General features: G+C 52.5%; 23 protein-coding genes. 12 read left to right on the forward strand and 11 right to left on the reverse strand.

Annotated elements, in window-relative coordinates; genetic code table 11:
• Positions 1 to 84 precede the first annotated feature (84 nt).
• Positions 85 to 627 carry a cell division protein ZapC gene (zapC, locus tag ACLD4F_RS00285; protein ID WP_001220671.1) on the forward strand — a complete coding sequence of 181 codons (543 nt, stop codon included), beginning with the start codon at positions 85 to 87 and terminating at the stop codon, positions 625 to 627.
• On the opposite strand, the gene ACLD4F_RS00290 is transcribed toward zapC, so the two are convergent.
• Positions 624 to 1,733, reverse strand: a complete 1,110-nt coding sequence (locus tag ACLD4F_RS00290; protein WP_079944632.1) for a YcbX family protein — start codon at positions 1,731 to 1,733, stop codon at positions 624 to 626. The genes zapC and ACLD4F_RS00290 overlap by 4 nt on opposite strands.
• Positions 1,734 to 1,831: 98 nt before the next feature.
• Between ACLD4F_RS00290 and rlmKL the strand changes: the two genes are divergently transcribed.
• From rlmKL to rmf, 6 genes are all read left to right on the forward strand, one after another.
• Complete coding sequence (gene rlmKL / locus ACLD4F_RS00295) at positions 1,832 to 3,940, forward strand: bifunctional 23S rRNA (guanine(2069)-N(7))-methyltransferase RlmK/23S rRNA (guanine(2445)-N(2))-methyltransferase RlmL (RefSeq protein ID WP_079944633.1); 2,109 nt, start codon at positions 1,832 to 1,834, stop codon at positions 3,938 to 3,940.
• A gap of 12 nt (positions 3,941 to 3,952) precedes the next feature.
• Positions 3,953 to 5,860 (forward strand): ABC transporter ATP-binding protein, encoded by a 1,908-nt coding sequence (locus ACLD4F_RS00300; protein ID WP_000053044.1) that lies wholly within the window; start codon positions 3,953 to 3,955, stop codon positions 5,858 to 5,860.
• Positions 5,861 to 5,874: 14 nt separating this feature from the next.
• Complete coding sequence (gene pqiA, locus ACLD4F_RS00305; RefSeq protein ID WP_000333152.1) at positions 5,875 to 7,128, forward strand: membrane integrity-associated transporter subunit PqiA; 1,254 nt, start codon at positions 5,875 to 5,877, stop codon at positions 7,126 to 7,128.
• Between the two features lie 4 nt (positions 7,129 to 7,132).
• Positions 7,133 to 8,773 carry an intermembrane transport protein PqiB gene (pqiB, locus tag ACLD4F_RS00310; RefSeq protein ID WP_000433412.1) on the forward strand — a complete coding sequence of 547 codons (1,641 nt, stop codon included), beginning with the start codon at positions 7,133 to 7,135 and terminating at the stop codon, positions 8,771 to 8,773.
• Positions 8,770 to 9,333, forward strand: coding sequence for a membrane integrity-associated transporter subunit PqiC (pqiC, locus tag ACLD4F_RS00315; RefSeq protein ID WP_000759136.1), 564 nt, complete (start codon positions 8,770 to 8,772; stop codon positions 9,331 to 9,333). The genes pqiB and pqiC overlap by 4 nt, the downstream gene beginning before the upstream one ends.
• 256 nt (positions 9,334 to 9,589) lie before the next feature.
• Positions 9,590 to 9,757 (forward strand): ribosome modulation factor, encoded by a 168-nt coding sequence (gene rmf / locus ACLD4F_RS00320; RefSeq protein ID WP_001537784.1) that lies wholly within the window; start codon positions 9,590 to 9,592, stop codon positions 9,755 to 9,757.
• 100 nt (positions 9,758 to 9,857) lie between these two features.
• Here rmf and fabA read toward each other — a convergent pair whose 3' ends face one another.
• Both fabA and ACLD4F_RS00330 read right to left on the reverse strand, forming a co-directional pair.
• Positions 9,858 to 10,376, reverse strand: coding sequence for a bifunctional 3-hydroxydecanoyl-ACP dehydratase/trans-2-decenoyl-ACP isomerase (gene fabA / locus ACLD4F_RS00325; protein ID WP_000227928.1), 519 nt, complete (start codon positions 10,374 to 10,376; stop codon positions 9,858 to 9,860).
• Between the two features lie 68 nt (positions 10,377 to 10,444).
• Positions 10,445 to 12,205, reverse strand: a complete 1,761-nt coding sequence (locus ACLD4F_RS00330) for a Lon protease family protein (protein WP_000156458.1) — start codon at positions 12,203 to 12,205, stop codon at positions 10,445 to 10,447.
• Positions 12,206 to 12,390: 185 nt separating this feature from the next.
• Between ACLD4F_RS00330 and matP the strand changes: the two genes are divergently transcribed.
• Complete coding sequence (gene matP / locus ACLD4F_RS00335; protein ID WP_000877172.1) at positions 12,391 to 12,843, forward strand: macrodomain Ter protein MatP; 453 nt, start codon at positions 12,391 to 12,393, stop codon at positions 12,841 to 12,843.
• 71 nt (positions 12,844 to 12,914) lie between these two features.
• Here matP and ompA read toward each other — a convergent pair whose 3' ends face one another.
• Both ompA and sulA read right to left on the reverse strand, forming a co-directional pair.
• The gene (gene ompA / locus ACLD4F_RS00340) at positions 12,915 to 13,967 is read right to left on the reverse strand and encodes a porin OmpA (protein ID WP_079944634.1); all 1,053 of its coding nucleotides are present in this window, start codon (positions 13,965 to 13,967) and stop codon (positions 12,915 to 12,917) included.
• A 356-nt stretch (positions 13,968 to 14,323) separates the two neighbouring features.
• Positions 14,324 to 14,833, reverse strand: coding sequence for an SOS-induced cell division inhibitor SulA (sulA, locus tag ACLD4F_RS00345; RefSeq protein ID WP_000288730.1), 510 nt, complete (start codon positions 14,831 to 14,833; stop codon positions 14,324 to 14,326).
• Positions 14,834 to 15,049: 216 nt separating this feature from the next.
• Here sulA and ACLD4F_RS00350 point away from each other — a divergent pair, with 216 nt between their 5' ends.
• Positions 15,050 to 15,655: a TfoX/Sxy family DNA transformation protein gene (locus tag ACLD4F_RS00350; RefSeq protein ID WP_079944635.1), complete on the forward strand. Its 606-nt coding sequence runs from the start codon at positions 15,050 to 15,052 to the stop codon at positions 15,653 to 15,655.
• Here ACLD4F_RS00350 and yccS read toward each other — a convergent pair.
• Both yccS and ACLD4F_RS00360 read right to left on the reverse strand, forming a co-directional pair.
• Entirely contained in the window at positions 15,642 to 17,795 is a 2,154-nt protein-coding gene (gene yccS / locus ACLD4F_RS00355) for a YccS family putative transporter (RefSeq protein ID WP_000950876.1), read from the reverse strand. The two genes, ACLD4F_RS00350 and yccS, sit on opposite strands and share 14 nt — an antisense overlap.
• A gap of 18 nt (positions 17,796 to 17,813) precedes the next feature.
• On the reverse strand, positions 17,814 to 18,260 hold the full coding sequence (locus ACLD4F_RS00360; protein WP_001261222.1) for a YccF domain-containing protein: 447 nt from the start codon (positions 18,258 to 18,260) through the stop codon (positions 17,814 to 17,816).
• Between the two features lie 123 nt (positions 18,261 to 18,383).
• Between ACLD4F_RS00360 and helD the strand changes: the two genes are divergently transcribed.
• Positions 18,384 to 20,438 carry a DNA helicase IV gene (helD, locus tag ACLD4F_RS00365; RefSeq protein WP_079944636.1) on the forward strand — a complete coding sequence of 685 codons (2,055 nt, stop codon included), beginning with the start codon at positions 18,384 to 18,386 and terminating at the stop codon, positions 20,436 to 20,438.
• Positions 20,439 to 20,473: 35 nt separating this feature from the next.
• On the opposite strand, the gene mgsA is transcribed toward helD, so the two are convergent.
• On the reverse strand, positions 20,474 to 20,932 hold the full coding sequence (mgsA, locus tag ACLD4F_RS00370; RefSeq protein ID WP_000424187.1) for a methylglyoxal synthase: 459 nt from the start codon (positions 20,930 to 20,932) through the stop codon (positions 20,474 to 20,476).
• Between the two features lie 94 nt (positions 20,933 to 21,026).
• Positions 21,027 to 21,689, reverse strand: coding sequence for a DUF2057 family protein (locus ACLD4F_RS00375; RefSeq protein ID WP_000847736.1), 663 nt, complete (start codon positions 21,687 to 21,689; stop codon positions 21,027 to 21,029).
• Between the two features lie 173 nt (positions 21,690 to 21,862).
• Here ACLD4F_RS00375 and ACLD4F_RS00380 point away from each other — a divergent pair, with 173 nt between their 5' ends.
• Complete coding sequence (locus ACLD4F_RS00380) at positions 21,863 to 22,276, forward strand: CoA-binding protein (protein ID WP_001537782.1); 414 nt, start codon at positions 21,863 to 21,865, stop codon at positions 22,274 to 22,276.
• 44 nt (positions 22,277 to 22,320) lie between these two features.
• Here the strand turns inward: ACLD4F_RS00380 and hspQ are convergent, their stop codons facing one another.
• Both hspQ and rlmI read right to left on the reverse strand, forming a co-directional pair.
• Entirely contained in the window at positions 22,321 to 22,638 is a 318-nt protein-coding gene (hspQ, locus tag ACLD4F_RS00385) for a heat shock protein HspQ (protein WP_000561983.1), read from the reverse strand.
• A 57-nt stretch (positions 22,639 to 22,695) separates the two neighbouring features.
• Positions 22,696 to 23,907: a 23S rRNA (cytosine(1962)-C(5))-methyltransferase RlmI gene (rlmI, locus tag ACLD4F_RS00390; RefSeq protein ID WP_000140480.1), complete on the reverse strand. Its 1,212-nt coding sequence runs from the start codon at positions 23,905 to 23,907 to the stop codon at positions 22,696 to 22,698.
• Positions 23,908 to 24,121: 214 nt separating this feature from the next.
• On the opposite strand from rlmI, the gene ACLD4F_RS00395 reads away from it, so the two are divergent.
• Positions 24,122 to 24,670 carry a YbhB/YbcL family Raf kinase inhibitor-like protein gene (locus ACLD4F_RS00395; RefSeq protein WP_024158869.1) on the forward strand — a complete coding sequence of 183 codons (549 nt, stop codon included), beginning with the start codon at positions 24,122 to 24,124 and terminating at the stop codon, positions 24,668 to 24,670.
• The last annotated feature ends 24 nt before the right edge of the window (positions 24,671 to 24,694 follow it).

Raw genomic sequence — 24,694 nt, forward strand, 5'->3', positions numbered from 1 at the left:
TTTTAGGCTTTTATTATTGGGGTAATAAACGAAGCGGCGAAAGGACAATGCTGTTACGAGTTGCTTAAAAGCGGGAGAGAGGTAATGCGAATTAAACCTGACGATAACTGGCGCTGGTATTATGATGAAGAGCACGATCGTATGATGCTCGATCTCGCCAATGGTATGCTTTTTCGCTCGCGCTTCTCTCGTAAAATGCTTACGCCGGACGCGTTTTGCCCGACCGGTTTTTGTGTGGATGATGCCGCGCTCTATTTTTCCTTTGAAGAAAAATGCCGGGATTTCGAATTAACCAAAGAGCAACGCGCGGAGTTGGTGTTGAATGCGCTGGTGGCGATTCGCTATCTCAAACCGCAGATGCCAAAAAGCTGGCATTTTGTGGCGCATGGCGAAATGTGGACCCCGGGAACGGGCGATGCCGCAAGCGTCTGGTTAAGCGATACGGCGGAACAGGTTAATTTGCTGGTCGTTGAGCCGGGAGAAAATGCCGCGTTGTGTCTGCTGGCCCAGCCGGGCGTGGTGATAGCAGGCCGAACCATGCAGCTTGGCGATGCGATTAAAATTATGAACGACAGGCTGAAACCGCAGGTTCACTGTCACAGTTTCAGCCTTGAACAAGCGGTTTAATTTTCCAGTCGTAACGCGGTCTTAGGCACGCAGCTACAGCTCAGAATCGTACCATCGTCACCCATAGCCGATTTTTTCAGCGGACTTACTTCGCCTTCCAGCAAACGTATCCGGCAGCAACCACAGATACCAGCCCGGCAAGAATACGGAATACGAATTCCCTGATTCTCCAACTGTTCCAGTAGTACCTGTTGATTATTCCCGCAGAAGGTTTGCCCCTGCCAGTCGATGGTTACACTCGCGTCCAGGTGTTTCTCTGGCGTAACGCTGTCGTCGACCGTTGTGGCGCCATAAGCTTTTGCCGGGGCTGTCGCCAGAATCTCCACTTCATCGCCGACGCGAATAACGCCGCTATTGCGGGCAATCAGATTCTGACCGAAATCCACATCGCCATTGTCCTGGGCGGTACGAAAAGCTTGCAGTGTCGCCAGCGGTTCTCCGGAAGGATGTTTTTGCCCCTTTTCAGGGCTGACGGTTGTAAAAATACAGCGGCTACAGGGCTTCACGACGTCAAAAATCACATCGCCAATGCGAAGCACTTTCCAGCTATCTTCCTCCCAGGCCGCTACGCCGGAAACCACTAAGTTTGGGCGAAATTGTTCCATTTGTACGCCTGCCGGACAACGCTGTTGCAGATCGCGCAGCGAGGCTTCGTTGGTCAATAAATACGGGTAGCCATCGGCAAATCCCAGCGGCACCGCGTTATGCCGTTTAACCCGGCGCGTCAACTGCGGCCCAACCCAGCGCAACTGGACATCGCGGGAGAAAAAGCCGCTCAACCATTGATTAATCGCCGTCGGGGCGACGCGAGCGGTAAAATGGTTTCCCCAGACCTCGGTCGGCGCATCCTGCGGGGTGAAATCCGTAAAGCGAACCAGCGCGCTACTGCCGTCTGGCGCGGTCAAATGAAGGCCGTCGTGTAAGGGGGAGGGGGTAAAACGTACCATTTGTGGAAACTGGCGGGCGGTGATAAATGTGCCGTCAGGCTCGGTTATCATGAAGATGCGATCAAAAGCCAGGCCGCTGATATCTGCCAGCGCATGAGTCAGACCAATGCCGCGCATGGATTTGACCGGATGAATAAAGAGCCGTGATAACGTCGCCACCGTACAGTCCCTCAAATGAAAATAAGCCTTCAACTTTATGACATGGGCGTGAGATTAGCTATAATGCGCAACAATTTTCTTAGCGTAAAAGTGACAATATGAATTCTCTGTTTGCCAGTACGGCCCGCGGGCTGGAAGAGCTGTTAAAAACTGAACTGGAAAAACTGGGCGCCGTAGGGTGTCAGGTTGTTCAGGGTGGGGTCCATTTTCAGGGCGACACGCGGCTTATTTACCAGAGCCTGATGTGGAGCCGCCTGGCCTCGCGTATTATCCTGCCGATGGGTGAGTGCAAGGTCTACAGCGATCTCGATCTTTACCTCGGCGTTCAGGCGATAAACTGGACAGAGATTTTTAATCCTGGCGCGACGTTTGCGGTGCATTTCAGCGGCCTGAACGACACCATCCGTAATAGTCAGTATGGCGCGATGAAAGTTAAAGACGCGATTGTCGATGCGTTTACGCGGAAAAATCTTCCGCGTCCAAATGTGGACCGCGAATCGCCGGACCTCCGTATTAACGTCTGGCTGAATAAAGAAACTGCCAGCATTGCGCTGGATCTCAGTGGTGATGGCCTGCACCTGCGCGGTTATCGCGATCGCACCGGGCTGGCGCCAATTAAAGAGACGCTGGCGGCAGCGATTGTTATGCGTTCCGGCTGGCAACCCGGTACGCCGCTGCTCGACCCTATGTGTGGTTCGGGGACACTGTTGATTGAGGCCGCGATGTGGACGACCGATCGCGCGCCGGGACTGCACCGTGGTCACTGGGGATTTAGCGGCTGGGCGCAGCATGACGAGACTATCTGGCAGGAAGTGAAAGCCGAAGCGCAGACCCGGGCGCGTAAGGGGCTGGCGGAGTATTCCTCTCATTTCTACGGTTCCGACAGCGATGCGCGCGTCATTGAGCGGGCGCGCAGCAACGCCCGTCGCGCCGGTATCGGGGAGCTTATCACCTTTGAAGTGAAAGATGTGGCGCAACTGAGTAATCCATTGCCGAAAGGCCCGTATGGTACGGTGATCAGTAACCCGCCTTACGGCGAACGTCTGGACAGCGAACCGGCGCTGATTGCGTTGCACAGCCTGCTGGGCCGTACCATGAAAAATCAGTTTGGCGGCTGGAACCTGTCGCTGTTCAGCGCTTCGCCCGATTTGCTGGGCAGCCTGCAATTACGTGCCGACAAACAGTTTAAAGCCAAGAATGGCCCGCTGGACTGTGTGCAGAAAAACTATCATATTGCGGAAACCGCGGCGGACAGTAAACCGGCGACGGTGGCGGAAGATTACGCTAATCGCCTGCGTAAAAATCTTAAAAAGCTGGAGAAATGGGCGCGCCAGGAAGGGATTGAATGCTATCGCTTGTATGATGCCGACCTGCCGGAATATAACGTGGCGGTAGACCGTTACGGCGACTGGGCGGTGATTCAGGAATATGCGCCGCCGAAAACGGTGGATGCGCAAAAAGCGCGGCAACGTCTGTTCGATATTATTGCGGCAACTTTGTCAGTGCTCGGTATTCCGCCGAATAAACTGGTGTTAAAAACCCGTGAACGGCAAAAAGGAAAAAACCAGTATCAGAAAATGAGCGAGAAGGGCGAGTTCCTTGAGGTCAGCGAATATAATGCGCGCTTATGGGTAAATCTGACGGATTATCTCGACACCGGTCTGTTCCTCGATCACCGTATTGCCCGCAGAATGCTGGGAGAAATGAGCAAAGGCAAAGATTTCCTGAATCTCTTTTCTTATACCGGCAGCGCCAGCGTACATGCGGGTCTGGGCGGCGCGCGCAGCACCACAACGGTGGATATGTCCCGTACCTATCTGGAGTGGGCCGAACGTAATTTGCGTCTGAACGGACTGAGCGGCCGCGCGCATCGCCTGATTCAGGCCGACTGCCTGGGCTGGCTGCGCGAGGCGAATGAACAGTTCGATTTGATCTTTATCGATCCGCCGACGTTCTCTAACTCAAAACGTATGGAAGAGTCGTTTGATGTTCAGCGCGATCATGTCGCGTTAATGAAAGATTTAAAACGCCTGCTGCGTAAAGGCGGCACCATCATGTTCTCAAATAATAAGCGCGGATTCCGTATGGATCTGGAAGGGTTGGCTGAGCTGGGGCTTACCGCACAAGAAATTACGCAAAAAACGCTTTCCCCGGATTTTGCCCGTAACCGTCAGATTCATAACTGCTGGCTGATCCGCGCCGCCTGAAAGGAAAAGTAAATGTCATTAATCAGTATGCATGGCGCATGGCTGTCGTTCAGCGACGCGCCGCTTCTCGATAACGCAGAGTTGCATATCGAAGATAACGAACGCGTCTGTCTGGTGGGGCGTAACGGCGCCGGGAAATCCACCTTGATGAAGATTCTTAACCGCGAACAGGGTCTGGACGATGGGCGTATTATTTATGAGCAGGATCTGATCGTCGCGCGTCTGCAACAGGACCCGCCCCGTAATATTGCGGGCAGCGTCTATGACTTTGTCGCCGAAGGTATCGAAGAACAAGCGGAATACCTCAAGCGCTATCATGAGATTTCCCGTCTGGTGATGACCGATCCCAGCGAGAAAAACCTCAATGAAATGGCGCGCGTACAGGAACAGCTCGATCATCATAATCTGTGGCAGCTGGAAAACCGTATTAATGAAGTGCTGGCGCAGCTTGGACTCGATCCTAACGCCGCGCTGTCGTCGCTCTCCGGCGGCTGGCTGCGTAAAGCCGCGCTGGGTCGGGCGCTGGTCAGCAATCCGCGCGTATTGTTACTGGATGAACCGACTAACCATCTGGATATCGAAACTATCGACTGGCTGGAAGGGTTTCTGAAAACCTTTAACGGAACGATTATTTTTATCTCTCACGATCGTTCGTTTATTCGCAATATGGCGACCCGCATTGTCGATCTCGATCGTGGCAAACTGGTCACCTATCCGGGAAATTACGATCAATACCTGCTGGAGAAAGAAGAAGCGCTGCGCGTAGAAGAGTTACAAAACGCGGAATTTGATCGCAAACTGGCGCAGGAAGAAGTCTGGATTCGCCAGGGGATCAAGGCGCGCCGCACCCGTAATGAAGGGCGCGTGCGGGCGTTAAAAGCGATGCGTCGTGAACGCAGCGAGCGCCGGGAAGTGATGGGCACGGCGAAGATGCAGGTCGAAGAGGCGACGCGCTCCGGTAAAATCGTTTTTGAGATGGAAAACGTCGATTACCAGGTAGAAGGAAAACAACTGGTAAAAGATTTCTCCGCTCAGGTACAGCGCGGTGACAAGATTGCGTTAATTGGCCCGAACGGCTGCGGTAAAACCACGCTACTGAAACTGATGCTGGGACAGCTTCAGGCTGACAGCGGGCGTATCCACGTAGGAACGAAGCTGGAAGTCGCCTACTTCGATCAGCATCGCGCCGAACTGGACCCGGAAAAAACCGTGATGGATAACCTGGCGGAAGGCAAGCAGGAGGTGATGGTAAACGGTAAGCCGCGCCATGTACTGGGCTATTTGCAGGACTTCCTGTTTCACCCCAAACGGGCGATGACACCCGTCCGCGCGCTTTCCGGCGGCGAACGTAACCGTCTGCTGCTGGCACGACTGTTCCTCAAGCCGAGCAATCTTTTAATTCTCGATGAACCAACGAACGATCTTGACGTCGAAACGCTGGAACTATTAGAAGAATTAATTGATGGCTATCAGGGCACGGTACTACTGGTCAGCCACGATCGGCAATTTGTCGATAATACCGTGACGGAATGCTGGATTTTCGAGGGCGGCGGCAAAATCGGACGTTATATCGGCGGCTACCATGATGCGCGCGCGCAGCAAGAGCAGCATCTGGCGACGAAACAGCCGATGGCGAAAAAAAATGAGGAAGTTATTGCCCCTAAAGCAGAAATTGTAAAACGTGGCAGTAGCAAACTAAGCTATAAACTGCAGCGCGAGCTGGAGCAGTTACCCGGTCAGCTTGAAGACCTGGAAGCGAAGCTGGAAGCGCTACAGGCGCAGGTTGCGGATGCGGCCTTTTTTAGCCAACCCCATGAGCAAACGCAAAAAGTTCTGGCCGATTTAAGTCAGGCGGAGCAAGAACTTGAGCAAGCCTTCGAACGTTGGGAGTATCTTGAAGGCCTGAAAAACGGGGCATAACGAAAGGAGCGCCTATGTGTGAACATCACCATGCTGCGAAGCACATATTGTGCCCGCAATGCGACATGCTGGTGGCTTTACCCCGCCTCTCGCATGGGCAAAAAGCAGCATGTCCACGATGCGGCGCAACGTTAACGACCGAGTGGGACGCGCCCCGGCAGCGTCCTACCGCCTATGCGTTAGCGGCACTATTTATGTTGCTGCTTTCTAACCTTTTTCCCTTCGTGAATATGAATGTCGCGGGCGTCACCAGCGAAGTCACGCTTCTGGAAATCCCCGGCGTCATGTTTTCTGAAGATTACGCCAGCCTCGGCACGTTCTTTTTATTATTTGTCCAACTGGTGCCGGCATTTTGCCTGGTGACCATTCTATTACTTGTCAACCGCGCCAGTCTGCCGTTGTCGGTAAAAAAAACGCTGGCAAGGATCTTTTTCCTCCTCAAATCGTGGGGAATGGCGGAAATATTTCTCGCCGGGGTGTTGGTCAGTTTTGTTAAGCTGATGGCCTACGGCGATATCGGCATCGGCAGCAGTTTTATTCCCTGGTGCTTATTTTGTCTCGTTCAACTGCGGGCGTTCCAGTGTGTCGATCGCCGCTGGTTGTGGGATGATATCGCCCCGCAGCCTGCACTGGCGCAGCCGTTAACGCCGGGGATTACCGGTATCCGGCAGTCTTTGCGTTCTTGCGCCTGCTGTACGGCGATCCTGCCTGCGGAGAGTCTCGTCTGTCCGCGTTGCCATACGAAAGGCTATGTCCGGCGTAAAAACAGTTTGCAGTGGACGCTGGCGTTATTATTTACCTCGATCATGCTTTATCTGCCCGCCAATATTTTGCCGATTATGATTACCGACTTACTGGGCTCGAAAATGCCGTCGACCATTCTGGCTGGCGTGATTTTGCTGTGGAGCGAGGGGTCTTATCCGGTGGCGGCGGTTATCTTTCTCGCCAGTATTATGGTGCCGACGCTAAAAATGATCGCCATTGCCTGGCTTTGTTGGGATGCGAAAGGCCACGGTAAGCGCGACAGTGAACGGATGCATTTTATTTATGAAGTAGTGGAGTTTGTGGGGCGCTGGTCAATGATTGATGTCTTTGTCATTGCCGTACTCTCTGCGCTGGTGCGTATGGGAGGGTTAATGAATATTTATCCTGCGATGGGTGCGTTGATGTTTGCTTTAGTCGTCATAATGACAATGTTTTCTGCGATGACCTTTGATCCGCGTCTGTCGTGGGATCGTGAATACGAACCAGGCCATGAGGAGTCCTGATAGCATGGAACCTAAAAAAGGGGAAGCCAAAGTACAAAAGGTGAAAAATTGGTCGCCTGTCTGGATATTCCCGATTGTTACTGCGCTTATCGGAGCCTGGATTCTGTTTTATCACTACAGCCACCAGGGACCGGAAGTGACCTTAATTACCACCAATGCGGAAGGCATTGAAGGCGGAAAAACGACGATCAAAAGTCGCAGCGTGGATGTCGGCGTGGTTGAAAGCGCGACGCTGACTGACGATCTGACCCATGTACAAATCAAAGCACGGCTTCATTCCGGTATGGAGAAGTTGCTGCATAAAGACTCGGTATTTTGGGTCGTAAAACCGCAGGTGGGGCGTGAAGGCATCAGCGGGCTTGGGACGTTGTTATCAGGCGCGTATATTGAACTACAACCAGGAAGTAAGGGCAGTCAGCCGGAAAGCTATCAGCTTCTTGACTCACCGCCGTTGGCGCCGCCCGATGCCAAAGGTATTCGTGTGATTCTGGACAGCAAAAAGGCCGGTCAGCTCAGTCCTGGCGATCCCGTTCTGTTCCGGGGCTATCGGGTAGGATCCGTTGAAACCAGCTCTTTCGATCCGCAAAAACGGACAATGAGTTATCAGTTGTTCATTAAGGCGCCAAACGATCGATTGGTTACCAGTAATGTCCGATTCTGGAAAGATAGCGGTATCGCTGTGGATCTGACATCGGCGGGAATGCGCGTGGAAATGGGATCGTTGACGACATTGTTTGGCGGCGGCGTGAGTTTTGATGTGCCGGAAGGACTTGAGCAGGGGCAACCCGTCGCCGAAAAAACGGCGTTTAATCTCTACGACGATCAAAAAAGTATTCAGGATTCGCTGTACACCGATCATATCGATTACCTGATGTTCTTTAAAGATTCGGTGCGCGGATTACAACCTGGCGCGCCGCTGGAGTTCCGCGGTATTCGTCTGGGGACGGTAAGCAAAGTGCCTTTCTTTGCGTCTAAAATGCGCCAGGTATTTAACGATGATTACCGTATTCCTGTGCTGGTGCGCATTGAACCGGAGCGTCTGAAAGCGCAACTGGGAGAAAATGCGGATGTTGCCGCGCATTTGGCGGAGCTGCTTAAGCGCGGTCTGCGTGCATCGCTCAAAACCGGTAATCTGGTGACCGGGGCGCTGTATGTCGATCTGGACTTTTATCCTAAGGAGCCGCCGATTACCGGGCTACGCGAATTTGATGGTTATGAAATTATTCCCACCGTCAGCAGCGGCCTGGCGCAAATTCAACAGCGACTGGTGGAAACGTTGGATAAGATCAACAACCTGCCGCTGAATCCGATGATCGAACAAGCGACCAATACGCTGTCTGAAAGCCAGCGTACTATGCGTCGGCTGCAAACCACGCTGGATAATATGAACAAGATTACCTCCAGTCAGTCGATGCAGCAGCTTCCGGCGGATATGCAAACGACGTTACGCGAACTTAACCGCAGTATGCAAGGCTTCCAGCCTGGATCGGCGGCGTATAACAAAATGGTGGCGGATATGCAGCGTCTCGATCAGGTGCTTCGTGAGTTACAACCGGTGTTGAAAACTCTGAACGAGAAGAGCAACGCGCTGGTATTTGAAGCGAAGGATAAAAAAGATCCTGAGCCTAAGAGGGCGAAACAATGAAAAAATGGCTAGTCGTGATAATGGCGTTCTGGCTGGCGTCATGTAGCTCCGGCGGAGAGAATAAAAGCTATTATCAGCTCCCGATAGCGCAAAGCGGTGTGCAAAGCACCGCAAGCCAGGGCAACCGTCTCTTATGGGTAGAGCAGGTTTCCGTACCTGACTATCTGGCAGGTAACGGCGTGGTGTATCAAACCAGTGATGTCCAGTATGTGATTGCCAATAACAATCTGTGGGCCAGCCCGCTGGACCAGCAATTACGTAACACGCTGGTGGCGAATCTTAGCGCCCGGCTTCCTGGCTGGGTCGTCGCTTCCCAGCCGTTGGGAACCACCCAGGATACGTTGAACGTTACCGTAACCGGATTCCATGGACGTTACGATGGTAAGGTTATCGTCAGCGGGGAGTGGCTATTAAACCACAACGGACAACTGATTAAGCGGCCTTTCCATATCGAAGCCAGCCAGCAGAAAGATGGCTATGATGAGATGGTCAAAGTACTGGCAAGCGCATGGAGTCAGGAAGCAGCCGCTATCGCAGATGAGATAAAGCGCCTTCCCTGAGATAAAAGTAATGTAAATTTAACCGCTTCAGGTCGTGCGCCTGAGGCGGTTTTTTTTATTTTTGACGCCGGAAAAATAGTTGTTATGGCTCACATTTTTTGTACAAATGATTTACCGTATAGCTCACAAATATGACATTGGTGTGAATTTTGCGCATTGACGGGCGATCCATTTAGAGGTATTCGTGTAGTGTGATTGCACATTTTGTAATCACTGTTTTCTTTTCCACCAGATACAAATATGAGGGAAACGAGGCATGAAGAGACAAAAACGAGATCGCCTGGAACGGGCACATCAACGTGGATATCAGGCCGGCATCGCCGGACGATCAAAAGAAATGTGTCCCTATCAGACGCTGAATCAACGGTCATACTGGTTGGGAGGTTGGCGACAAGCCATGGAGGACAGGGCGGTAATGGCCTGATTCTGTCTCTTTAGAAAAAAGAAACCTCCGCAGTGCGGAGGTTTCGCCTTTATTGGCTTTGCAAGCATGATACCGATAGCGCGGAATATCAATTCAACACTTAGAACGCGGAAGTATCCTGGAACAAACCGACTTTCAAATCGTGTGCGGTATAGATTAGACGACCATCCACCAGAACCTCACCGTCCGCCAGGCCCATGATCAGGCGACGGTTTACGATACGTTTGAAATGAATGCGATAGGTGACTTTCCTGGCTGTCGGCAGAACCTGGCCGGTAAATTTCACTTCGCCCACGCCCAGAGCGCGGCCTTTGCCTTCGCCGCCCAACCAGCCCAGGTAGAATCCCACCAATTGCCACATAGCATCCAGACCCAGACAACCGGGCATCACCGGATCGCCGATAAAGTGGCATCCGAAGAACCATAGGTCCGGATTGATATCCAGCTCGGCTTCGACATAGCCTTTGTCGAAATTGCCGCCCGTTTCGGTCATCTTAACGACGCGGTCCATCATCAGCATGTTCGGCGCAGGGAGTTGCGGCCCTTTAGCGCCAAACAGTTCACCACGACCAGAGGCAAGAAGGTCTTCTTTTGTATAGGATTCGCGTTTATCTACCATGTTTTATGTAAACCTTATTTTATTGAAGCACGCAGGATAGCTAACACGTGTACGCTGAACAAGTCCGATCAGTTCGGAATAAAAGCGTTCAGCCAACGTAATGGCCACGGGAAACGATGACGGCCTTCCTGTTGCGTCGCCTGCGCGATACGCTCCTGGATAGTCTGCATCAACGTCGTTTGACCTTCGCCATCCCACACCAGATTTAACAGTAGCGGTAAGGCGTCGGTCACGTCGTCTACCGCCCAGATAGTGAACTTCTCTTCTTTAACCGCTTGCAGCAGTTCAGATTTAAGACTGAGATGGCGGACATTGGCGGCAGGGATAATCACGCCCTGTTTACCGTTTAATTCCCGCTGCTCGCAGATGGCGAAGAAACCTTCAATTTTTTCGTTTAGCCCACCCACCGGTTGCGCGCGACCAAACTGATCGACCGAGCCGGTAATCGCAATGTTTTGATTCACTGGCACATTGGCCAGCGCGCTGATGAGCGCACATAATTCCGCCATAGAGGCGCTATCGCCATCCACTTCGCTGTAGGACTGCTCAAAGGTTAACGAGGCAGAGAAGGGAATTTGTTGCTCCAGCTGCAACTCCGACATCAGGAAGGCCTGCATAATCATCATTCCCTTAGCGTGGATATTTCCGCCAAGTTCGGCCTTGCGCTCAATATCGTTAAATTCGCCATCGCCGATATGTACAACACAGCTAATTCGCGACGGTTCGCCAAAGGCGCGTGGATGTCCGGGAAACTCAATGACGGAAAGCGCATTGATTTGTCCAACACGTTCGCCTTCGGTTTCAATCAGGATCTGCTCTTGCAGAATCTCATCCTGCATCCGCTCCGCCAGAAAGCCTTCTCGCCATTCGCGTCGGGCAAGCATCAGGCTGAGCGCTTCTGCGCCGCAGGTATCGCCTTCGCATAAAGGCGACGCCTCCTTAAACTGGCGGGCTATCCACAGTGGGCAAAGAGGCAGCGTATCCTGTTCGCCGGTATAGCGCACAGCCTCGCGTATCAGGACGGGCCAGGCGTCCGGCGCCGGAGGGGGCAAATTATCGCGTAAAGCGATACGCGTCACCCATTGACACCACAGGGTCATAGCTTCTGCGTCCGCTATCTGTAAATTGTCTTCAAATTCACTGTAGATAGCCTGTTCCGCGAGCTCCGGTTCCATCTCCTGAAAATCAGCCAGTGATTCACGTTCGCCAACCAGAATCACCTTCAGTTTGAGCGGCATTGATGGCACGGAGACCGGTAATGGACGCGACTCGTCAAAGGCCACCCAGTCAAAACGCTCGCGGCTAACGATGGCTTTCAGACGCATCCACAGTAACGGCTGCGCCAGAAGGGTTCGTAAGGAAATAATCAGCACGCCGCCGTTCGCCTGATGAACCAGTCCCGGCTGCAGGGTAATGTCGCCGTTATACTGCCGCAGGCAACCAAAGAGCTGTTCGGCTTCGACCCAGTCCGCGCTGACGACTTGTGTGACGGTGGCAAAGTTGTCTTGCGCATTCTGCGCGGCGCGGTAATGAACAGTATGCCCGGAAACGTCATAATGTCCGCCGGTTAATTGTCCGGCATCGGTTTGCAGAGCGCGGACGGCATCTGAAAGTAAAGTGAGATACTCTTGCTCTTCAGGCGCTTTAGTCAGCATAAAAGAGGATGAGCTCCACGGCTGAATAAGTTGCTCAAGCGCAAATTGCAGTCGTGGCTGAGTATCACTGAGTAAGGTGTCGTTTTCATCAGTCGCGTGTGGCTGTGCAAATATCTCCTGATAGCTTTCGCTATCCGGAACCAGATCACGCCATGCAAGTTTCGTAATGGTCAAAGTTGAGGTTTTTTAGTCTGTTGTAAAAGGGGGGATTATAGCCTAACCCGTCACGCTGCACACGCGGAAAGCGAATGCAAAGTAATATGAAGACGTGTAACCATTCACAGGTTCGAGATTCTTTTCTTCAGATGGCTAAAAAACTGATATTCTGATAACAGTTACACGGTAACATTGGGATCACAATGAAATATCAACAACTTGAAAATCTTGAAAGCGGTTGGAAATGGAAATATCTGGTGAAAAAGCACCGCGAAGGGGAGTTGATCACCCGCTACGTGGAAGCCAGTGCTGCCCAGGAAGCCGTCAATTTGTTGTTGGCCCTCGAAAATGAACCGGTGCGGGTAAATGTCTGGATAGACAGGCATATGAATCCTGCCTTGCTTAATCGGATGAAACAAACCATTCGGGCAAGACGCAAACGACACTTCAATGCGGAACATCAGCATACGCGCAAAAAATCTATCGATTTAGAGTTTATGGTCTGGCAGCGTCTGGCGGGCCTTGCGCAGCGACGCGGTAAAACATTATCCGAAACGATAGTGCAACTGATAGAAGACGCGGAGCATAAAGAGAAATATGCCACGCAAATGACCACGTTAAAGCAGGATTTACAGGCGTTATTAGGCAAGAAGTAACGCTGAAAGGCGTTGTCATCCAGACCAGAGCAAAAAACCCCGCGACGCGGGGTTTTTTATCAGACGGAAACTTAAGCCTGCGGCTGAGTTACCACGTCTTTAACGCCTTTAACTTCGATCTCTACGCGACGATCCGGAGCCAGGCAATCGATCAGGGCAGCGCGAGGTTTCACGTTGTCACAGGTGTTGCCGGTAACCGGGTTAGATTCGCCCATACCACGTGCGGAGATTTTGTCAGACGGAATACCTTTGGCGATCAGGTAATCAACAACAGACTGAGCACGTTTCTCGGACAGACCCTGGTTGTAAGCGTCAGAACCGATACGGTCAGTGAAGCCCAGAACGACGACGGAACCGTCTTTCGGATCCAGGTTGCTCAGCTGGCTGTACAGCTGATCCAGAGCCTGCTGGCCTTCTGGTTTCAGAGTTGCTTTGTTGAAGTTGAACAGTACGTCAGACTTCAGAGTGAAGTGCTTGGTCTGTACTTCCGGAGCCGGAGCCGGTGCCGGAGCTACTACCGGAGCAGCTTCTTGCTGGCCGAAACGGTAGGAAACACCTACGCTCAGCAGGCCGTTGTCCGGACGGGTGCCGATGGTGTTGGCATCACCGATGTTGTTAGTCCACTGGTATTCCAGACGGGTTGCGATTTCAGGGGTGATGGCATACTCGATACCGCCCGCGAATACCGGGGAAACGCCGGTGTCGTGGTCTTTAGTAGACGCGCCGCCAGGGACGTTAGACTTGGTGTCTGCACGCCATACCATACCACCCAGACGGGTATAAACGTCCAGATCGTCAGTGATTGGATAACCCAGTTTAGCGGTCAACTGAACGCCCTGAGCTTTATAAGCGCCATTGATGTTGTCGCCTTTGTACGGCATACGGCCTAACCAGTCGTAGCCCATTTCAAAGCCAACGTACGGGTTAACCTGGTAACCACCAAAAGCACCTGCGCCCAGTTGGTTTTCATGAGTCGGGCCATCATTGTTAATGAAGCCGGTGTCATGGTACTGAGACCAGCCCAGTTTAGCACCAGCGTACCAGGTGTTATCTTTCGGAGCGGCCTGCGCTACGGTAGCGAAACCAGCCAGTGCCACTGCAATCGCGATAGCTGTCTTTTTCATTTTTTGCGCCTCGTTATCATCCAAAATACGCCATGAATATCTCCAACGAGATAACACGGTTAAATCCTTCACCGGGGGATCTGCTCAATAGTTACTCTACCGATATCTACGGCTTATGCTGAGCACCCCTGGCGATGTAAAGTCTACAACGTAGTTGGAAACTTACAAGTGTGAACTCCGTCAGACATGTGAAAAAAACATGATGGATATACACATCATTTAACAGTTTCAGATGATAAATCGTACAGCAAAAATTGCGGAAACCGCTTCTGGCAAGCTTTCTCGCAAAAAAAACGTTAGCACTCAAAGGAGATACGTTCGCGTAAAAAAAAGTCCAGGATAAATCCTAATTTTACTTAATGATACAAATTAGAGTGAATTTTTAGCCCGGAATGCTGTCTCCTGGGTAAAGCGTGCGCACGTACAGGGCGCATGATAAACCCTACCGCATTACCTACCTTCGCTGCTTCAACCAGGCTGGCATGTTCTTCTTCTGTCAGTTCTTCAGTCAACCAACCAATTACCACGCTGTAATTTCCTGTACGCAAAGCGCGGATCATCGACTCCAGCGTATGACGAGGCGCAAGCTGGCTAATTTGCATCACTTTCGTTAATGGCAAACCTGAAGACTGTACCCATTCACGGCTGAGCTTTTGCTGCGGCGTGAGCCAGAGCTGCCATCGTGATTGTTGGCCTAACTGACGGAGTAAAGGCAAAAGCAGGAGTTGCGCCATCATGGGCTGGTCTTCGTGGTAGACAACTTCACTGACCAGTCCTGCCGCGGCATTTTCCGTAGCGGTGCGCGCAGCGTTGTGGGTAGTGGTAGGAAATGACGAAGAACGATTTGCATAACCTGAAGTGTACATAATCAATCCAGCCCTGTGAGTTACTGTATATTCATACAGTACCCCTGTGGCGATGAAAGATCAACTCTATTTTCGGAAACTGTCTCGCAATTTTTATTCTTAGTGGCGTCAAAAATAAAAATCATCTTGCTCGCGGAGTATAAGTTGCCTATTTTCGTCATTAACGGATCCGTTACTGCAAATCATTCTTTTACTTTATGATTTAAAAGGAATTTTATGAGAGCACTCTCTTATGACAGGATCTATAAATCGCAAGAATATTTGGCCTCTTTGGGGACGATCCAATATCGATCTTTATTCGGTAGCTATAGTCTGACCGTGGAGGATACCGTCTTTGCGATGGTGGCTAATGGCGAGCTTTATCTCCGCGCCTGTGAAGAAAGCGTACCCTACTGTGTGAAGCATCCTCCCGCCTGGCTCATGTTTATGAAATGTGGACGTCCCGTTATGCTCAACTATTACCGGGTGGATGAAAGCCTGTGGCGCGATCAGCAGCAGCTGGTACGTTTATCGAAGTATTCTCTTGACGCGGCAATGAAGGAAAAACACAGCCGTATTTTACAGCACAGACTCAAAGATCTCCCCAATATGACCTTCCATCTGGAAACATTGCTCAATGAGTCAGGGATAAAGGACGAAAATATGTTATGCATACTGGGCGCGAAAATGTGCTGGCTAAGGTTGCGACAAAGCAATCCCTTGCTGACGGTGAAAGTTTTGTATGCCCTGGAAGGCGCAATTGTCGGCGTACATGAAGCGGCGCTCCCGGCGAGTCGTCGCCAGGAGCTTGCCGACTGGGCTCATTCGCTTACGGCTGGGTAATTAATGTAGAAGTCGGCGGTGAAATTTGCCGTTGCAAGCGTCCAATCTCGGGCAGTAAGGCAATGAGCAAACCAATTTGTTGAACAACCAGAGGTTCTTTGCTGTCCGGACGTGTTTCCAGCGACTGAACTCGCTGCTTTAAACCCTCCAGCGCCTGGTGTACGCGCTGTTCGTCTTCAGGTTGATGATGAAGCGCATCATCAACGTAGCAGACCGCGTCATCCAGAAGCCCCAACACGTCCGGATTACTGAGCTTTTCGCGGTGCGCGCCGAGGGCGGAGATATAGCTGGTAAAAGTGTGATTGAGGCAAAGCAGCCTGAACGCCGCCTCCCGGGTTTCAGCCGTGACGTCGGGTTCGCTCGACATATTAGAAACCACGGATGCCAGTTCTGCATCGCGGTTGTGCGCGTCGCGTCTGGCAATGCGATAGGCCAGGCGGTTATCCCGTCCCTGGTGATATTGCTCAAGGATCGCATCAAGGTAGCGGCAATTAGCATCGGTGGCGCGCTGGAGTACCCGGGGAAGGTTGCGAAAGCGCCAGTCCGGCCAAATAAAGCTGACCGCAGCCCAGGCGATAGCGCAGCCAATTAACGTGTCGACGACGCGCGGTAACGCTACCTCAAAGCCTTCGCCCAGGAGGTTAAAGCAGAGTAATACCAGCAGGGTGATGAACATCGTTGCATGGGCATACTGCACATTACGGAATGCGAAGAAAAGCACGCCGGTAATCACCAGCAGAACTAACTGTCCTTCAAGCGAAGGAACAAACCATAAAATCGGCAGGCCGATAGCAACGCCTACCAACGTGCCGATAATCCTGAGCGCAAGGCGATGGCGGGTCGCGTTATAGTTAGGCTGACAAACAAACAGGCTGGTGAGCAATATCCAGTACCCGTGGCGCATCCCGGTAATTTGGATGAGAGCATAACCGATGCACAATACCAGCGACATGCGTACCGCATGGCGAAAGAGAGCGGACTCCGGGGTAAAATTACGGCTCAGACGCAGCCAGATGTCGCTAAACCCGTGCAGGCTATCATCAGCCAACTGGTTTTCTGACTCATTGCGCGGCATTGCCTGGGCCTGCTCCGACTCGATCGTCGCCAGTTGCGCATCAATAGCGCGTAGGTTGGTTAATAAGAACCCAAGCGTATTTAACAGCTCTAAAGAAGCGCCGCTGGCGCGCATACGTTCAAGCGCGGCGTCAATGTGGGTAAAGACGCGTTCAAAACGCGGATCATGCTGGTACGGCGTACGCAGTAAGATACAGCGCGCCAGCTGCGTACAGGCCTGCGCCTGCATCGACATCAGACGTTGGAAGCGGAACATGACGTCGCTATGGCGAAAATAATCGCGCAGCGTCTGGTATTGAATATGCGAAGAACTGGCGCGTTCATGAATATCCTGCGCCACAAAATAGTAATGGAGAGTGCGGCGCGTACCGCGTTGACCGCGATCGCCGCGCAGGCGACTCAATAACGACACTTTCGTTTGGTTCAGCGTCGCCATTAACTGCCCGTTCGCTAACGCTAAATCATAGAGCGGCGCCTGGCTTTCATCTTCAATATCAGGATCAAACAGACGTGATTTCAGTTCCAGATAGTGCGCTAACTGTTCGTAACTGCGTGCCAGATTATCCTGCAACGGACGGATCGGAAATAGCAGATGCCCGGTTAGCGTCAGTAGGTTATACCATACTGCGCCTGCCAGCAGGAGCAGTGGTTGCTGATACCAGTGATCGTATAGAGAGGTACCCAGCATCGTATAGATGGCAATGAGTAACGCGCCGAACGCGATGGTGGCATAGCGTTGCCCCAGTCCTCCCAACAGAATAAACCCGCTGGTGGATAACGTTAAGCCCAACGCAAATAGCCACGGCCAGGGAAAGAGCAGCTCCACAGAAGCCGACGCGATAAAAAAGCAAATTAAGGTAATGATTAAATTACGCAAGCGTCCGGCAAGGCGATCGTCGAGATCGGTTAGCGCCGCGGCAACCATACCGAGCGTGAGCGGGATGGTCAGTTTGACGTCGCCCAGCCACCAGGGCAGGGCGGTGGTGCCGCACAGAGCGATAAAAATGCGGATGTAATACAGCCAGGTACTGTTCCAGGTATAACGGCGAATCAACGGACTTAACATAAAGGCTATTTGTCCCGATCATTCAAAACGGCGGCGCGCGTTAGCTTCTCGCGCGGCGCGAGCGGTTTCTACAGAGACGACGCGGCGACCGACAGGCCAAAGCGCAATCGCGGCAATTTTAAAGTTCGCAATACCGACAGGTATCCCGATGATAGTGACACACTGCGCGATACCGGAGGCAATGTGCATCAGGCATAGCCACCAGCCGAAAAAAAGTAACCAGAAAATATTCAGCAAGGTACCGCCAGTATTCATTAATACGCTTTTCGCCGCCGGATTAAGTTCGTCAACGTGAATGGCTTCATTACCGTAAGGGAACAGGGACAGTTTGGTTATCTCCCAGCAGGAGCGGGTCAACGGCAGGGTAAAAATAAGCACAATACTGACAAGCGTCGCCAGCAGCCAGGCCAGCGTAGTGGCAAAGCCGCCCAGTACAAAGTTTAAAATATTCAGAACGGTACGCATAAACCCTCAGTTCATTCCGGTTTTCTATCACTGCGGGCAATTGTAACGTTTTTTTAGACTGGAGCACGTTTTCTCTGGCGGTTACACTGATAAGCACATCTTTACGTCTGGATTCGCTGAGTCATGGAACTGAAAGCAACTTCTCTTGGAAAACGTCTGGCGCAACACCCGTATGATCGTGCCGTGATCCTCAACGCTGGGGTGAAAGTGTCTGGCGACAGGCATGAATATCTTATTCCATTCAATCAGTTATTGGCGATTCACTGTAAGCGTGGGCTGGTATGGGGCGAGCTGGAGTTTGTCCTGCCGGAGGATAAAGTCGTACGTTTGCACGGTACCGAGTGGTCGGAAACCCAGCAATTCCATCGCTATCTGGACGCGCACTGGCGTCGCTGGAGCCAGGAGATGAGTGATGTCGCCGCGCAGGCATTGCAGGAGCAATGGGCGCGTATTAGTGAGCGAACGGGCGAAAACCAATGGCTTACCCGTGAACGCGTTCGGGGGCTGGAACACGAAATTCGCCAGACGTTTGCCGCCTTGCCGCTGCCGGTCTCACGTCTGGAGGAGTTTGCTCACTGTCGCGAGATATGGCGTAAGTGTCTGGCCTGGTTACAGGATAGCGAGGGAAGTCGGCAGCAGCATAATCAGGCGTATGCTGATGCCATGCTGGAAGCGCATGCCGACTTTTTTACGCAGATAGAATCTTCTCCGCTTAATCCTTCCCAGGCCAGGGCGGTGGTTAACGGGGAATCATCGTTACTGGTACTGGCGGGCGCGGGAAGCGGTAAGACCTCGGTGCTGGTGGCGCGCGCGGGTTGGCTGTTGGCGCGCGGACAAGCCGATGCGGGGCAAATTCTTTTACTGGCGTTTGGTCGCAAGGCGGCAGAGGAGATGGATGAGCGTATCCGCGAGCGCTTACATACGGAAGAGATTACTGCCCGTACGTTCCATTCGCTGGCGCTGTATATTATTCAGCAAGGCAGTAAAAAAGCGCCGGTTGTCAGTAAGCTGGAAAGTGACGCCACCGCGCGGCATCAGCTATTTCTGCGCACCTGGCGTCAGCAGTGTAGCGAGAAAAAAGCGCAGGCCAAAGGCTGGCGTCAGTGGCTGGAAGAGGAGATGCAGTGGGTAGTGCCGGAAGGTAATTTCTGGGACGATGAGACATTGCAGCGGCGTCTGGCCCCTCGCCTGGATCGTTGGGTCAGTTTGATGCGTATGCACGGCGGCGCGCAGGCAGAAATGATCGCTGGCGCGCCAGAGGAGTGCCGCGAGCTGTTTGGCAAACGCATTAAGCTGATGGCGCCGCTGCTAAAGGCCTGGAAAAGCGCGTTGAAAGCGGAAAATGCCGTTGATTTCTCCGGGCTGCTCCATCAGACAATGGTGATTCTCGAAAAAGGGCGTTTTATCAGCCCGTGGAAGCATATTCTGGTCGATGAATTTCAGGATATTTCCCCGCAACGGGCGGCGCTGTTAGAGGCGCTGCGCAAGCAGAATAGCCAGACTACGCTGTTTGCCGTTGGCGATGACTGGCAGGCGATTTACCGTTTTAGCGGGGCGCAGCTCTCCTTAACGACGGCGTTTCATCAGACGTTCGGCGAGGGCGAGCATTGCCACCTGGACACCACGTACCGCTTTAACAGTCGGATTGGCGATATTGCCAATCGCTTTGTACAGCAGAATCCGCACCAGCTTAAAAAACCGTTAAATAGTCTGACCCCAGGCGATAAAAAAGCGGTGACGTTATTGGATGAAAGCCAGTTGGACGCGTTACTGGATAAATTATCCGGCTATGCGAAGGAGGATGAACGTATCCTGGTGCTGGCGCGCTATCACCATCTGAAACCCGCGAGTCTACAAAAAGCGGCGACTCGCTGGCCAAAGTTACAGATAGATTTCATGACTATCCATGCCAGCAAAGGCCAACAGGCCGATTACGTGATTCTTGTCGGATTGCAGGAGGGTAACGACGGTTTCCCCGCCCCGGCGCGAGAGTCCATTATGGAAAGTGCGCTTCTTCCTCAGGTTGAGGATTTTCCGGACGCTGAAGAGCGGCGGTTGTTATATGTGGCGTTGACGCGCGCGCGTGCGCGGGTCTGGCTGCTTTTTAATAAAGATAATCCCTCGCGCTTTGTGGAGGCGCTTAAACAGCTGGATGTGCCGGTGGCGAGGAAGCCCTAAAGCGCGGGCGGTACAGCATCCCGCCCGCGTAGCGGTTATTTCAGGCGCTCGGCCAGATAACGCGCATAATCCGGAATAAGAATATCTACAGCGTCATTAAAATGCGGGGACTGGATGATAAAGTCCGCCGTTGAGACGTTAGTGGCGACAGGGATATTCCATACGGTGGCCAGACGCAGTAGCGCTTTGACATCGGGGTCGTGCGGTACCGCGTTAAGCGGGTCCCAGAAGAAAATCAACACGTCGATTTTCCCTTCTGAAATGAGCGCGCCAACCTGCTGGTCGCCGCCCATCGGGCCGCTCAGCATCGCATTAACGTCCATACCGGTTGCGCGCTGGATCAGATTCCCCGTGGTGCCGGTTGCATAAAGAACGTGTTTTTCCAGCAACGGCTGATGGCGTTCCACCCAGTTCATTAACATCTGTTTGCAGTGGTCGTGAGCAACCAACGCGATATGTTTGCGCGTCGGCAAGGTGCGAGTCGTCAGTTCCATAATTCGATTCCGTAGTTAACCTGTCTACAGATTACTGGAAGCGCTTGATGCTGCAAGAGAAAGACAAAAAAATTGCGCGCTGGGGCAACTCATATCAAGAGGGCGGCTGTTTTTCCGCCCATTGCAGAAAATGATGGCGTGTCTGCGGGTCGGCCAGTCGGAACCAATATTTCAGCCGCTGTTCTGTCAGAGTTTGTGATTGCGGCGGTACGGTATCAAGCTCTGAGACGTCGGAAAGTAATGTGCTGTCGTCTGCCATCATCGTGGCGAACTGAGGAAGCGAGGCGCGTTTCGCCGATTTATTATAACGCTCGGTCTCTATTTCATAATCGACCACTTTAGCCGTAGAAGTAATGGCCAGAATATCGAGTTTTACCGGAATGGGCATGGCGTCGCCGTCCAAAAGCGCCAGACGCGGCGCCGCGTTAAAATGCGAGGCTTCGCGCTCGTTTTCCAGCCGCGGGAGCTGGAAATTGACCTGACTTATCAGTTGGGTATCGAAACTTATCACCAGCGGCGGAGAAATATAAAGCCGCTCTTCATTACCGGACAGGCGGATGGTTTTTTCCACCCGGAAAACGAGTTGATGCGGCCCGTTTTCCAGTTCGATGCTCTCTGCGCCGCGTAATAAAGAGCTGGACACCTTTTTGCCGTCCAGCACCAGCAGATCAACCTCATTCGACAAACGGAGCGTTGTGGCAAAAACAGTCACCGGCAAACAGAGAGCAAGGAAGGTGGTTAGCGCGCCGGTTTTCATAAGGTTCTCCTGTCCAAAGGCCGTCTGGCTAATAATGTATCGAAATTTTTCTTAGATCATGTTTACTAACATATAGACATATTTTGGCGTTTTGCTCTCATACATCGGTATGGGATGAATGGTTGCTATGTCAGGTTTGTCGTACACTTTGCAAAACAGCCAGGAGAAAGATGATGAAAGAGACCGATATTGCTGATGTATTGACGTCCACTCGCACTATCGCGCTGGTAGGTGCGAGCGATAAACCCGATCGTCCAAGTTATCGGGTAATGAAATACCTGCTTGAACAGGGCTACCATGTGATTCCGGTTGCGCCAAAAGTCGCAGGTAAGACATTGCTGGGGCAACAGGGGTATGCCACGCTGGCGGACATTCCCGAAAAAGTCGATATGGTGGATGTTTTTCGCAACTCTGAAGCTGCATGGGGCGTCGCGCAGGAAGCTATCGCCATCGGCGCAAAAACGCTGTGGCTACAGCTTGGCGTGATCAACGAGCAGGCGGCGGTACTGGCGCGGGATGCAGGCATGACCGTGGTGATGGATCGCTGCCCGGCGATTGAGATCCCTCGCCTGGGGCTGGCGAAATAAAAGTTTAAATGGCCGGATATCGCTCTCCGGCCTTTTACATACAATCAGTTACGTAGTCGCGGCGCCTGAAGCTGCTTGCGAATGGTACGCGCCAGTTCATCCATCGATGGCTGTTCTGGATGCTCGTCCCGCATTTCGCTTCGCAACTGGGCCTCGGCCAGATAAGTATGCACTGGCTGACCATCATCATCTTCCATTACCACGTGGTACCACGGAGCGGCGCGAAGTTCGTCGTTAACCGCCAGTTCATCAGGCGACGGTTCATCAAGCGAATATTCCGGGTCGATATCGACGACCACTCCGAGGTAACCTAACAGGGAATGGCGGACCTGTTGGCCGATACCGAATTTGCTGGCTATCATAGTCACCTCCCGGGAAATAGATACCCTTTATATGAGGATACTATTCCACTTTTCAAGTTACATGACGCGACAGGCAAACCCTTTCAGATACAGCCCTTCCGGGTAGGTGGCGATCACCGGGTGATCGGCGGCCTGACGGAACTGCTCTATAAATTGTACATCACGACCGGCATCTATTGCGGCATCGGCAATGATTTTCTGAAATAAATCGCTGGTCATCAGTCCGGAGCAAGAGAATGTCAGCAGTATGCCGCCCGGATTGAGCAGTTGAATCGCTAACATGTTAATGTCTTTATAGCCCCGGCAGGCCCCCATTAACTGGCTTTTATTTTCGACGAATTTGGGCGGGTCCATGATGATGACGTCGAATTTTTCGCCGTGTTCACGGTAAGCGCGCAGCAACTTAAACACGTCATCGCGCACGAATTCGGCTTTGCTCAAGTCCAGTTGGTTCAGTTCAACGTTTTGCCTGGCGATATCCAGCGCATCCTGTGAGGTATCCACGCTGACAACCTGGCGACAACCGCCCATTAATGCCGACACGGCAAAACCGCCGGTATAAGAGAAGCAGTTCAGTACCCGCTGATTTTCCACGTAGCGGCGCGTCGCCAGACGACTGTCGCGCTGATCAAGATAATAACCGGTTTTGTGGCCGCCCTGGATATCGACCAGTAATTTCATACCGTGTTCTTCAATTGGCAGAAGCGCAGGCGGCAGTTCGCCAGTGACCGGACCTTGCGTCAGCGCCATCCCTTCTTTTTTCCGCACGGCGACGTCGCTGCGATCGTAAATAGCGCAATCCGGATAGCATGTTTGCAGAGCGCTAATTAATGCGGCACGTTGATATTCGGCCCCGGCGCTGAGCAGTTGCAGCACCAAAAAATGACCAAAACGATCGATAGTGACGCCAGGCAGGCCATCGGACTCACCGGCGATCAGACGATAGCTATCCAGGCCGTCTTTTTTCGCCAGCCAGTCGCGCCACTGCTGCGCCTGGCGCAGGCGGCGGGTGAAAAACGCAATATCAATGGATTCTGCTTTATCAAATGTCCAGACGCGCGCGCGGATCTGAGATGCTGGCGACCAGGCGCCGCGTGCTAACCACTTTCCCTGATGGTCGACGATATCGATAGTTTCACCGAGGTTGGCTTTGCCTTCCAGGCGGGAGACGGCGCCGGAAAAGACCCATGGGTGGCGGCGGAGTAAAGATTTTTCTCGCCCTTTGCTGAGGACTAAACGGGGATATTGCGGAAATGTAGATTCAGTCATGCGGAGTAACCTCTCACAAACAGTGACGCGAGCCGGATGATAGCTCCAGCCAGGGACCGTGAAAACGAAATGGCGCGTAGGGTAGCACAGATAAGAGGGGCAATCACCAGCGTATGGCGGTGAGCGTTTCTGCACAAAATAGAATCGTAAAGGCACAGTTTCTTCAATGGGCGCTTTTTATAGTGTTATTTCTTTACATGAAGAAGGAAATACAATGAAAACAGTCTTCTCTTTGACCGCAGCCGCAATGATGGCATTAAGTGGCAGCGTATCTGCCGCGTCGGCGTTTAGCCTCAGTAGCGCGGATATTCCGGCGGATTTTCGTTTAACGCAACAGCATGTCTTTAAAGGATTTGGTTGTAGCGGAGAAAATATTTCGCCGCAGCTGAGCTGGCGCAATTCGCCTGCCGGAACCAAAAGCTACGCTATTACCGTCTTCGATCCTGATGCGCCCACCGGAAGCGGCTGGTGGCACTGGACGATGGTGAATATTCCTGCGCAGATTCACGACCTGCCGACGGGGGCTGATAAAAAAACGTTACCCGCTGGAGTGGTGCAGGGACGGAATGATTTCGGTTATGCTGGCTTTGGCGGCGCCTGTCCGCCGCCGGGCGATAAGCCTCATCGCTATCAGTTTACTGTGTGGGCGCTGAATACGGCAACACTGCCGCTCGACAGTGAGTCGAGTGGCGCGTTGGTAGGGTTTATGCTTAACGCGCATGTGATTGCGAAAGCACAATTCACGGCCACATACGGAAGATAAAATAGAGGACGGCACGGTGCAGGA

The organism is Salmonella sp. 741265050_HSA (assembly GCF_046569445.1).
In the GTDB taxonomy this organism is placed as follows: domain Bacteria; phylum Pseudomonadota; class Gammaproteobacteria; order Enterobacterales; family Enterobacteriaceae; genus Salmonella; species Salmonella enterica.